Source organism: Pseudoalteromonas sp. T1lg21, assembly GCF_002964625.1.
Taxonomy (GTDB): domain Bacteria; phylum Pseudomonadota; class Gammaproteobacteria; order Enterobacterales; family Alteromonadaceae; genus Pseudoalteromonas; species Pseudoalteromonas gelatinilytica.
Window position 1 is genome coordinate 308,007 of record NZ_PQBX01000060.1, and the last position, 11,766, is coordinate 319,772.

The window sequence follows — 11,766 nt, forward strand, 5'->3', positions numbered from 1 at the left end:
GGGAAATTTTATGACAAGGTTGTCATAAATTTTTTAGGTAAAAAATAGTCTAACTAATTCATGTCGGAAGGTTGCTAATTGAGCGTTACATGCTTATAATAGCCGCCATTGAATTGAGGTGTTTATCGCTCAATCAGACGATATTAAGATACTTTTAATATCAATTGGCGCGGGATGGAGCAGCCTGGTAGCTCGTCGGGCTCATAACCCGAAGGTCGTCGGTTCAAATCCGGCTCCCGCAACCAAATACATGCTAAGGCATTGTTGAGTGTACTTAGTATACACAGTAAGTTTTTACTGTATGAAGTCGCGCATTCTGGTAATGCGCGTTTTGCGTTTAGGCTATCTAGTTTAATTTAGTCAGGTGACTGACTCGCAACCAAGCTTGGCCCTAGGCCACACAGTTTTATGCTTTAGGTGTGACGCCCCGCTTGGTTCGGGGCGTTGTTGTATCTGCTTGGCGGTGATTTTAAATCATTATTAAACTCAGTATTTCAGGGCTATATGCCCTTTTTTTGTTTGTATGGAGGATTTTCGTGACAAAACTTGAGCAAGATTTAGTAGCCATGCTCTCACCGGCCGTTGAAATGTTAGGCTTTGAGTTACATGGTCTTGAGTTTGTGCAAGCTGGTCGCCACTCTACATTACGTGTTTATATCGATCACGATGCAGGGATTACGGTGGACAATTGTGCCGACGTTAGTCGTCAAGTTAGCGCAATTTTAGACGTCGAAGACCCAATTACAAATGAATATGATTTGGAAGTTTCGTCTCCTGGTGTTGATCGTCCATTATTCAAACAAGATCACTACGAGAAGGCGCAAGGAGAAGAAGTACGCGTGCGTACAAAGCTTCCACAAGATGGTCGTCGTAATTTTAAAGGCGATTTAGTATCAGTTAGCAGTGATATGATCACACTTTCAGCAGATGGCACTGAGCATATGATTATGATCAGTAACATTGAACGTGCGAACATCATCGCAAAATTTTAATTCGAGTGCGAAGGAATAGGGCAAGCGAGGCATAACCCATGGCAAAAGAAATATTATTGGTTGCTGAAGCCGTCTCCAATGAGAAAGCGGTTCCAAAAGAAAAGATTTTTGAAGCGTTAGAGTTCGCATTAGCGACTGCTACAAAGAAAAAACACGATGGCGAAATTGATGTTCGCGTATCAATCGATCGTAAAACAGGTAATTACGACACGTTCCGTCGTTGGAAAATTGCTAACGTTCTTGAAGATGGTTCACTAGAACATCCTTACAGCGAAATCACGCTAGAAGCAGCACAAGTTGAAGACCCGTCTTTACAACTTGGTGATTACGTTGAAGAGCAAATCGAATCAATTAAATTTGACCGTATTACAACACAAATGGCTAAGCAAGTTATCGTACAAAAAGTACGTGAAGCTGAGCGTGCATTAGTTGTTGAAGAATACAAAGACCAACAAGGCGAATTAGTAACAGGTGTTGTTAAAAAAGCAACCCGTGACGCTATCGTACTTGACCTTGGTAACAATGCTGAAGCGGTTATCTACCGTGACGATATGTTACCGCGTGAAAACTTCCGTCCAGGCGACCGTATCCGTGGTCTTCTATACGAAGTGAAGCCAGAAGCACGTGGCGCGCAGTTATTTGTAACGCGTTCTAAGCCAGAAATGCTAATGGAATTATTCCGCATTGAGGTGCCAGAGATTGGCGAAGAGATGATTGAATTACGTGCCGCAGCACGTGATCCGGGTTCTCGTGCAAAGATCGCTGTTAAATCTAACGACAAACGTATCGACCCAGTTGGTGCGTGTGTTGGTATGCGTGGTGCACGTGTACAAGCTGTATCAAGTGAGCTTGGTGGTGAGCGTGTTGATATCGTTCTTTACGATGACAACCCAGCGCAATTCGTTATCAACGCAATGGCGCCAGCTGAAGTTGCGTCAATCGTAATGGACGAAGATACGCATTCAATGGATATCGCTGTTGAAGCAGACAACCTTGCACAAGCAATCGGTCGTAACGGTCAAAACGTTCGTCTTGCTAGTCAGTTAACTGGCTGGGAATTAAACGTAATGACAGTAGATGACATGCGTGCGAAGAACGAAGCTGAATCAGACAAGCTAATCAACTTATTCACTGAATACCTAGACATCGATGATGAGTTTGCAACATTACTTATCAACGAAGGTTTCTCAACGCTTGAAGAAGTAGCTTACGTACCAGCTTCTGAGTTCTTAGAAATCGACGGTTTAGACGAAGAAACAGTTGATATCTTACGTTCACGTGCAAAAGACGCGTTAACAACGAAAGCACTTAAAACAGAAGAAAGCCTAGAAGGTGCAGAGCCTGCAGAAGACCTACTAGCACTTGAAGGTTTAGAGCGTCACCTTGCTTTCGTAATGGCAAGCAAAGGTGTTGTTACACTTGAAGACTTAGCTGAGCAAGGCATTGATGAGTTAGTGGATATCACTGACCTTTCAGAAGAAGAAGCTGGCAAGCTAATTATGGCTGCGCGTAACATTTGTTGGTTCGCAGACGAGTAATTTATTAACGGAGGTATTACACACTATGGCAGAAGTAAATGTTGAAAAACTAGCCGGAGATATTGGTACAACTGTTGATAAGCTACTACAGCAGCTTGAGCAAGCCGGTATTCCTAAAAAAGCAGGTGATATGGTAACTGAGTCTGAAAAGTCGACGTTATTAGATCATTTGAGCAAGCAGCATGGCGGCACGGGCTCTGAAGGTCCAGCTCGCATGACTTTGCAACGTAAGAGCAAAAGCACGCTGAGCGTGACTGGTTCAACAGGTAAAGCAAAGTCTGTACAAGTTGAAGTACGTAAAACACGTACTTACGTTAAGAAAAGCGCCATTGAGCAACAGCAAGAAGAAGAGCGTTTAGCTGCAGAGGAAGCTGCACGTAAAGCAGCAGAGCTTAAAGCCCAGCAAGAAGCTGAAGAGCTTAAAGCGAAACAAGAGGCAGAGCGCAAAGCGAAAGAAGAAGCTGAGCGTCAAGCCAAAGAAGAGGCTAAACGCAAAGCTGAGGCTGAGCGTAAAGCGAAACAGAAGCAGATGACCCCAGAGCAAAGTGCTAAGTCTGAAAAAGATCGCGCCGAAGCTGAGCGTCTGCAAAAAGAAGCAGAAGAGGCCGCATTGAGAAAAGCTGAAGAAGAAGCGAAACGTCAAGCAGAAGAGGCAAGAAAGCTAGCTGAAGAAAATGAAGCTCGCTGGAAGAAGGAAGAAGAAGAGCGTATAGAGCGTGAAAAGAACGCTGATCACCACCTTACGACTTCTTCATACGCACGTGCAGCAGAAGATGAGTCTGATGCTCGCGAAGAGCAAAGTGCTCGTCGTGCGAAGAAAAAGAAAAAAGGACCTCAAAAAGAGAAGCCATTAACTTCTGGTCCTAAAGGTAAAAAAGGTAAGTTAAAAGCACCTACCTCATTACAACACGGTTTCCAAAAACCAACAGCAGACGTGAAAAACGAAGTACGTATCAGTGAAACAATCACTGTTGCAGAGCTTGCATCACGTATGGCGGTTAAAGGTGCTGAAGTTGTTAAAACAATGATGAAGATGGGTGACATGGTTACCATCAACCAAGTGATCGACCAAGAAACAGCACAACTTGTTGCTGAAGAAATGGGCCACAAGGTTATCATCGTTAAAGAAAACGAATTAGAAGAGAAAGTACTAAACGACCGTAGCGAAGAAGGTAAAGCGCTTCCTCGTGCACCGGTTGTAACAGTAATGGGTCACGTTGACCACGGTAAAACGTCAACACTTGATTACATTCGTTCAGCAAAAGTTGCCTCTGGTGAGGCTGGTGGTATTACACAGCACATCGGTGCATACCACGTTGAAACAAATGGTCACATGATCACGTTCTTAGATACTCCGGGTCACGCCGCGTTTACATCAATGCGTGCTCGTGGTGCGAAAGCAACGGATATCGTAATCCTAGTTGTTGCTGCGGATGATGGTGTAATGCCACAAACTAAAGAAGCGGTTCAGCACGCCCGTGCTGCTGGCGTTCCTTTAATCATCGCAGTTAACAAGATGGATAAAGAAGGCATCGACCCAGATCGCGTTAAGAACGAATTAGCACAGCTAGACGTTATCCCAGAAGAGTGGGGTGGTGACACGCAATTCGTACATATCTCTGCAAAAACAGGTTTAGGTATTGATGACCTACTTGAAGCAGTATTAATGCAAGCTGAGATCCTAGAATTAACTGCACCAACTGAAGGTATGGCGGCAGGTGTTGTCATTGAATCGCGTCTTGATAAAGGCCGTGGTCCAGTTGCGTCAATTCTTGTTCAGTCTGGTACGCTTAACCAAGGTGATATCGTACTGTGTGGTCTTGAATATGGCCGTGTTCGTGCGATGAAAGATGAAAACGGTAAAGACATCAAGTCTGCCGGTCCATCTATCCCAGTTGAGATTTTAGGTCTATCTGGTATCCCTGCGGCTGGTGACGAAGCAACGGTAGTTAAAGATGAGCGTAAAGCTCGTGAAGTAGCGCTTTACCGTCAAGGTAAATTCCGTGAAGTTAAACTTGCTCGTCAGCAAAAAGCGAAGCTTGAAAACATGTTCTCTAACATGACTGAAGGCGATGTATCTGAAGTTAACGTAGTACTTAAAGCAGACGTTCAAGGTTCAATTGAAGCAATTGCTGATTCATTAACTAAACTATCTACTGATGAAGTTAAAGTGAAGATTGTTGGTTCAGGTGTAGGTGGTATCACTGAAACTGATGCAACACTTGCAGCGGCGTCAAACGCAATCGTTGTTGGCTTTAACGTTCGTGCTGATGCATCAGCTCGTAAAGTTATTGAGTCAGAAAACCTAGACTTACGTTACTACAGCGTTATCTACAGCCTGATTGAAGAAGTTAAACAAGCGATGTCAGGTATGCTTGCACCAGAATTTAAGCAAGAGATCATTGGTCTTGCTGAAGTTCGTGACGTGTTCAAGTCACCTAAGATTGGTGCAATCGCAGGTTGTATGGTTACTGAAGGTATCGTTAAGCGTAGCGCGCCTATCCGTGTACTTCGTGATAACGTGGTTATCTATGAAGGTGAACTTGAGTCACTACGTCGCTTTAAAGATGACGTACAAGAAGTTCGTAACGGTATGGAATGTGGTATCGGCGTTAAGAACTACAACGATGTTAAAGTTGGCGACCAAATCGAGGTATTCGAGACGGTTGAAGTACAACGTTCACTTTAATTTCGTTTAAGTCACTATTTTAAATGGGGGCCTAGCCCCCATTTGTGTATTCGTAATTAAATTAACTTATTCTTTAACATCAATAAGTTATTATTTTAGAGTGAAATGAAATGAGAGAATTTTCTCGCACTGATCGTGTTGCACAGCAAATTCAAAAAGAGATTGCTGTTATTCTTCAACGCGAAATCAAAGATCCACGCTTAGGCATGGTGACAGTGTCTGCGGTTGAGGTATCTCGCGACTTATCTTACGCAAAAGTATTTATCACAGTGTTTAATACTGACGATGAAGATAAAGCGAAGCAAAGCGCTAAAATCTTAAATGAAGCAACGGGTTATATTCGTTCTTTATTAGGTAAACGCATTCGTGCGCGCATCATGCCTGAGTTACGTTTTGTTATTGATAACTCGCTTATGGAAGGTATGCGTATTTCGAACTTGGTTGACTCAGTTATTCGTGAAGACAATGCCAAGCATGTAGACGAAGACGGCAGCGAAGAAGGCACTAAAGACTAATGGCTAGACGCAGTAAAGGTCGTGCTATTGACGGCATCTTATTACTTAATAAGCCGCAAGGTATTTCATCAAACAAAGCATTGCAGCAAGCAAAGGGAATTTACTTTGCTCAAAAAGCAGGCCACACCGGTGCGCTTGATCCGCTCGCGACGGGTATGCTGCCTATTTGTTTTGGTGAAGCGACTAAGTTTACCCAGTTCTTGCTTGATACTGATAAAACCTATGTTGTACGCGCCAAACTTGGTGAGCGAACCACTACCTCTGATTCAGATGGTGAAGTGGTTGAAACGCGCGAAGTATCGGTCACGCGTGAACAATTAGCTGAGCAAATTGCCAGCTTCTTAGGTGAGTCGGATCAATATCCTTCGATGTACTCAGCGCTTAAATACCAAGGTCAGCCTTTGTATAAATATGCTCGTGAAGGCATTGAAGTACCTCGTAAGTGTCGAAAAATTAATGTATTTAGTTTAACGCTTGATGAGTTTGATGAAGCGAACAACGAAGTACAAATGACGGCACATGTGTCTAAAGGTACTTATATTCGTACTATTGTTGATGATTTAGGCGAAAAGCTCGGCTGTGGTGCGCATGTTATTATGCTGCATCGTAGTGCGGTAGGGCATTATCCAAGTGAGAAAATGGTTACCCTTGAGCAACTTGAAGAAAAGCTACAACAAGCGAAAGCTGATGATGTTGCGCCTTCAAGCTACCTCGATGAGTTATTACTACCAATGGATACTGCTTTGGTTGATTTACCTGTGATTGAAATTACGCAAGAGCAGGGCGTGGCATTTAGCCATGGTCAAACCGTGGTAATTGGTAAGCCTGTCCCCGATGGTGTGGTTAAAGTCATGGCTGATGGCGTGTTCATTGGCACTGGTGAGCGTCATAAAGACGGCCACTTAAAATCAAAGCGCGGTTTATCAAATCAACTACCTGAGTAAAGATTACCTTGTAGTTATGAGCAAAGCTGGGTAGAATACGCCCCGCTCAATCGTTTTGGCTGAATTAGTGATCGGCTAAAACACAATTTAAATTAATTTTTGGAGTTACTATGTCACTAAGCAATCAAGAAAAAGTTGAAATCATCGCTAAATTTGCACGCGCTGAAGGCGACACTGGTTCACCTGAAGTACAAGTTGCACTTCTAACTTTCGATATCAACAAGCTTCAAGGTCACTTTGCTAGCCACAAGCACGACTTCCACTCACGTCGTGGTCTTCTTCGCAAAGTAAGCCAACGCCGTAAACTGCTTGACTACCTTAAAGGTAAAGACATTGCACGTTACACTGCGTTAATCCAAGAGCTTGGCCTACGTCGCTAAGAACTAGATTACGAGAAAAGGGGCTATTTAGCCCCTTTTTTTGTGCGCGTATGAAAGGTATACTAGCGCACACCTAGGGAGTGGATGCTTCCTAGATATCAAAAAACATCATTGCCAATTGTAGTACTTAATTGATTTTTCTTAAGTTTAATTAAGTACTGTAATTGGTACTTTGATGGACTATTTTTTACCAATTCGGAGCACTGCTCTGAGTTGCTTTTACATTTAAAGGACATTTTTAAGTGCAAGCAATTATTAAAGAATTTCAACTAGGTCAACACACTGTGACCCTAGAAACGGGTGCTATCGCTCGTCAAGCTGACGGCGCAGTACTAGCAAGCATTGGCGACACTTCAGTATTAGTTACTGTTGTTGGTAAGCGTGATGCACAACCAGGTCAAGACTTCTTCCCACTAACAGTTAACTACCAAGAGCGTATGTACGCTGCGGGTCGTATCCCTGGTGGTTTCCTTAAGCGTGAAGGTCGTCCTAACGATGGCGAAACGCTAATCGCTCGTCTAATCGACCGTCCAATCCGTCCACTTTTCCCAGACGGTTTCGTAAACGAAGTACAAGTAATCGCGACAGTTGTTTCTGTTAACCCAGAAATCCAACCTGACATGGTTGCTATGATTGGTACTTCAGCAGCACTTGCTATCTCTGGTATTCCATTCAATGGTCCTATCGGTGCATCACGTGTTGGTTTCATCAACGGTGAATACGTACTTAACCCAACACTCGCTGAGCTTGAAGAAAGCCAATTAGACCTAGTTGTTGCTGGTACTGATAACGCAGTACTTATGGTTGAATCAGAAGCTGAAACGCTTTCTGAAGACGTAATGTTAGGTGCGGTTGTTTATGGTCATGAGCAATCTCAAGCTATCATCAACGCAATCAACGAGTTTAAAGCTGAGGCAGGTAAACCAGCTTGGGATTGGACTGCTCCAGAGAAAAACGTAACACTTGCTGAGAAAATCTCTGCAATCGCTGCTGAAAAAGTAGGTGAAGCATACCGCATCACTGACAAAGTAGCGCGTAAAGAAGCGCTAGGTGTAGCGAAAGAAGAAGTCGTTGCTACATTAACAGCTGAACTTGCTGAAGGCGAAGAGCTAGATACGCAAGAAGTTGGCAAACTATTCGGTTCTTTAGAAAAAGAAATCGTTCGTGGCCGTATCATCGCTGGTGAAAAACGTATCGATGGTCGTGAACCAGACATGGTTCGTGCACTAGACGTAATGACGGGTGTATTACCACGTACTCACGGTTCTGCAATCTTCACGCGTGGTGAGACGCAAGCACTTGTGACTGCAACACTTGGTACTGAGCGTGATTCACAGTTAATCGACGACTTAACAGGTACTAACAAGCATCACTTCATGCTTCACTACAACTTCCCTCCATTCTGCGTAGGTGAAACAGGTTTCGTAGGTTCTCCTAAGCGTCGTGAAATCGGTCACGGTAACTTAGCTAAGCGTGGTATTGCTGCAGTATTACCAACATTAGCTGACTTCCCATATTCAATCCGTGTTGTTTCAGAAATCACTGAATCAAACGGTTCATCGTCTATGGCATCAGTATGTGGTACGTCACTAGCACTTATGAACGCGGGTGTACCAATCAAAGCATCTGTTGCTGGTATCGCGATGGGTCTAGTAAAAGAAGGCGAAGATTTCGTTGTTCTTTCAGACATCTTAGGTGATGAAGATCACTTAGGTGACATGGACTTTAAAGTAGCAGGTACTTCAAACGGTATCACTGCACTACAAATGGATATCAAGATCGAAGGTATCACTAAAGAAATCATGCAAATCGCGCTTAAACAAGCGAAAGCTGCACGTCTACACATCTTAGGTGTAATGGATGAAGCGATTTCTGCTCCTTCTGAAGAGTTATCTCAATTCGCACCACGCATCTACACAATGCAAATCCCTGCGAAGAAAATTGCTGAAGTTATCGGTAAAGGTGGCGCAACTATCCGTCAACTTACTGAAGAAACGGGCACAACGATTGAAATCGAAGATGACGGTACAATCAAGATCGCTGCAACTGACGGCATGAGTGCAAACGAAGCTATCAAGCGTATCGAGCAATTAACTGCTGAACTAGAAGTAGGTGCTATCTACACTGGTAAAGTTGTACGTATCGTTGATTTCGGTGCGTTCGTTAACATCCTTCCGGGTAAAGACGGTCTAGTGCACATTTCACAAATCAGCACAGAGCGTGTTAACAACGTTACTGACCACCTAAGCGAAGGCCAAGAAGTTAAAGTTAAAGTTCTTGAAGTAGATCGCCAAGGTCGTGTACGTCTAAGCATCAAAGAAGCAATGGAACCAGCTGCTGAAGAAAAAGCAGAAGAGCCAAAAGACGCTTAATGATGATTGAATAACCAGTTATTTACTGGATATAAGAAAAAGGGGCTGTTTAGCCCCTTTTTTTATGCTTTAATGAAACCTATCCGCTTCGCCTTTGTCTACAGAGAATTCAGGTATTAAGGAATTTAATGATTTTTAAACACTTAGCATTGACCGCTGTGGCTATTTTTTCTTTAAGTGCATGTCAAACAACCTCACAACCTGAGTCAGTCCCTATTGTTAATGTGCCTTTCACTGCACCTTTAGCGCCTGATTTTCGTAATGAAATTACAATTGCTCGTTATTCTGAATTATTAAATCGTGCTGATTTAAGTAGCGAACAACAAGCAAAACTTTATTATGATCGTGGCGTATTATTTGACAGCTTAGGCATGTCGACATTGGCACGTATTGATTTTAATCGTGCGATTAAGCTTAAACCTGATTTAGCAGAGGTGTATAACTTTTTAGGGATCCACCACACATTAATGCAGCAGTATGAGCAAGCGTATGAGTTTTTTGATTCAGCACTTGAATTAAATGAGCAGCATGAATATGCCTACCTAAATCGTGGTATTGCGCTTTACTATGGCGAGCGTCCATTGCTTGCACAAGATGATCTTCAGCAGTTCCTTAACCGTTCACCGAGTGATCCGTATCGTGTTTTATGGCTTTATTTAGCTCAATCAGAGGCTGATAAAGCACAAGCCTTGATTGATTTGAAAGCGAATGCACAAGGTGTTGATGAGTCGCAATGGGGCTATCAATTGCTGGCACTTTATTTAGGCGATATCAGTGAATTTGAATTCTTATCTGGCATCATCGAAGGCGTTACTTCCGAGCAAGAGTATGCGCATCGCCTGTGTGAAGCTTATTTCTACCTAGCTAAGTTACATCAAGCGGCGGGTAACGACTACCTTGCAGCTGATTACTTCAGACTTGCCCTTGCCACCAATGTGCATGAATTTGTTGAATACAAATATGCCCGTTTAGAGCTTGAGTTAATGGCTGGTGAAAACGCAAGCTAAGCTTTTTTTTAGTGTTATTCTGATACTGAGCTTGGGGTGTGTTTCAAGCTCAGTGTCTCGCTTTATTCCTGCCTATCTTTACTACGCGAACGTTAATCCTTCACAAGCAACGGCTATTTATTATCTTGCACCAAGTGCGATAAATGCCCAGCAATTAGCATTAAGTAACGCACAACTTCGACAGCTTGCACAGCTTAATGACAGTAGCGCAGCGTATCAACTTGCACTCAGGTTTTTACAGCAGGGGGATTACAAGGGGGCAAAACTATGGTGGCAGCCTTACTTTTCTGACTTCACAACCACACAGCAACTCACGTTATCAGATAAGCTTGTTGCAACAATGCAATGGCATGAGCTCGCTCGCCTTTTTCAGGCCGGTCAATTACCACAGGGCAGTGCAAAACAGGCTTTTCTACTGCATCAAAAAATGCCGGTTGAGCAAATAACTTCTGCGTATGCGCAGCAGCAACAATTTGTGTTATCGGCTGTGCATTTACAGCCAAGTGATCAATGTCGCTTTAATGTTCTAATGATGACAGATCACTACAAAGGCATAGCGACCTTAAAGCACTTTAAACAGCAATACACTAATAAACCTGAGCCAGCAAAGGGGAGTTTTTGTTTCACCGACATTGTCTATGTGGCAGATACGTTTAACTGTGATGGCAGCAGTGGGGGACTGAGCTGTAACTGGCAAAATGCGGCCGCGCGTTCATGGCCTGCGGGTTTTGATTTTATTGTCATGATGTCGCAGCAAGGAGCTGCAAATGTGCTTGGCGGGATCATGCATATCAACTCATCGCAATCTTATGCGGTGTTTTTACATGAGTTGATGCACTTTAATGGTTTTGAAGATGAGTATGCGTTACCAGAGCAAAAACAGCAGTGGCTTTGTAATCAGCAAGGGCAGGTTGCGCCCAATTTGTTTATTGCTAACCAATCTTCTCCTCCTAAAGGGTGGCAAAAGAGTCTCGCCTGTGGCAATAAAAAAGCGTATAAGCCCAGCCCTAACTGGTCAATTATGCAATACCAAACGATGGGGTTGTCAGCGCAATATCGGCAACTTTGGCAAAAACAAATTAACCAGCCCTTAACACAGCCTGTTCGGTTTTCTGAATATTTTGCATTTTTAGGAGTAAAGCCTGTTTTTACAACGGCTTCAAGTGAACAGAATTTTTCTGACTAATCGTCTATTTATTGCTATTTTAGTATGCGAGTCGGTTAAAGTTTGAGCGAATAGGTCTGTCTCCTATAGACAAAATAGCCCCTGATCAGTATAACTGTACGCACTATAAGCTTTTTTTGAAGCCAACTTTAAACCATCCAAAT

9 protein-coding genes and 1 tRNA gene are annotated in these 11,766 nt (G+C 43.2%); all 10 read left to right on the forward strand.

Features of this window, described 5'->3' with window-relative positions:
• The first annotated feature begins 168 nt into the window (after positions 1–168).
• The 10 genes from C2M25_RS15355 (at position 169) to C2M25_RS15400 (ending at position 11,623) form a co-directional block, all read left to right on the forward strand.
• Positions 169–245: transfer RNA gene (locus C2M25_RS15355), tRNA-Met, on the forward strand.
• Positions 246–536: 291 nt separating this feature from the next.
• Positions 537–992 carry a ribosome maturation factor RimP gene (gene rimP / locus C2M25_RS15360; protein WP_054553177.1) on the forward strand — a complete coding sequence of 152 codons (456 nt, stop codon included), beginning with the start codon at positions 537–539 and terminating at the stop codon, positions 990–992.
• A 38-nt stretch (positions 993–1,030) separates the two neighbouring features.
• Complete coding sequence (gene nusA, locus C2M25_RS15365; RefSeq protein WP_063706756.1) at positions 1,031–2,530, forward strand: transcription termination factor NusA; 1,500 nt, start codon at positions 1,031–1,033, stop codon at positions 2,528–2,530.
• A 25-nt stretch (positions 2,531–2,555) separates the two neighbouring features.
• Positions 2,556–5,219, forward strand: a complete 2,664-nt coding sequence (gene infB / locus C2M25_RS15370; RefSeq protein ID WP_063706758.1) for a translation initiation factor IF-2 — start codon at positions 2,556–2,558, stop codon at positions 5,217–5,219.
• Between the two features lie 110 nt (positions 5,220–5,329).
• Complete coding sequence (gene rbfA, locus C2M25_RS15375; protein WP_063706760.1) at positions 5,330–5,734, forward strand: 30S ribosome-binding factor RbfA; 405 nt, start codon at positions 5,330–5,332, stop codon at positions 5,732–5,734.
• The gene (truB, locus tag C2M25_RS15380; RefSeq protein ID WP_063706762.1) at positions 5,734–6,678 is read left to right on the forward strand and encodes a tRNA pseudouridine(55) synthase TruB; all 945 of its coding nucleotides are present in this window, start codon (positions 5,734–5,736) and stop codon (positions 6,676–6,678) included. Before rbfA ends, truB begins: the two co-directional genes overlap by 1 nt.
• A 110-nt stretch (positions 6,679–6,788) precedes the next feature.
• On the forward strand, positions 6,789–7,058 hold the full coding sequence (gene rpsO, locus C2M25_RS15385; protein WP_054553172.1) for a 30S ribosomal protein S15: 270 nt from the start codon (positions 6,789–6,791) through the stop codon (positions 7,056–7,058).
• A 242-nt stretch (positions 7,059–7,300) separates the two neighbouring features.
• Complete coding sequence (gene pnp, locus C2M25_RS15390; RefSeq protein WP_063706764.1) at positions 7,301–9,430, forward strand: polyribonucleotide nucleotidyltransferase; 2,130 nt, start codon at positions 7,301–7,303, stop codon at positions 9,428–9,430.
• A gap of 128 nt (positions 9,431–9,558) precedes the next feature.
• Positions 9,559–10,437 carry a lipoprotein NlpI gene (nlpI, locus tag C2M25_RS15395; protein ID WP_063706770.1) on the forward strand — a complete coding sequence of 293 codons (879 nt, stop codon included), beginning with the start codon at positions 9,559–9,561 and terminating at the stop codon, positions 10,435–10,437.
• Positions 10,421–11,623 carry a hypothetical protein gene (locus C2M25_RS15400; RefSeq protein WP_105181491.1) on the forward strand — a complete coding sequence of 401 codons (1,203 nt, stop codon included), beginning with the start codon at positions 10,421–10,423 and terminating at the stop codon, positions 11,621–11,623. Before nlpI ends, C2M25_RS15400 begins: the two co-directional genes overlap by 17 nt.
• The last annotated feature ends 143 nt before the right edge of the window (positions 11,624–11,766 follow it).

Excerpts from the sequence above, each read along its gene's own strand:
- nusA (WP_063706756.1), top strand. The coding sequence starts at position 1,031 with ATGGCAAAAGAAATATTATTGGTTGCTGAAGCCGTCTCCAATGAGAAA.
- infB (WP_063706758.1), top strand. The coding sequence starts at position 2,556 with ATGGCAGAAGTAAATGTTGAAAAACTAGCCGGAGATATTGGTACAACT.
- rbfA (WP_063706760.1), top strand. The coding sequence starts at position 5,330 with ATGAGAGAATTTTCTCGCACTGATCGTGTTGCACAGCAAATTCAAAAA.
- truB (WP_063706762.1), top strand. The coding sequence starts at position 5,734 with ATGGCTAGACGCAGTAAAGGTCGTGCTATTGACGGCATCTTATTACTT.
- rpsO (WP_054553172.1), top strand. The coding sequence starts at position 6,789 with ATGTCACTAAGCAATCAAGAAAAAGTTGAAATCATCGCTAAATTTGCA.
- nlpI (WP_063706770.1), top strand. The coding sequence starts at position 9,559 with ATGATTTTTAAACACTTAGCATTGACCGCTGTGGCTATTTTTTCTTTA.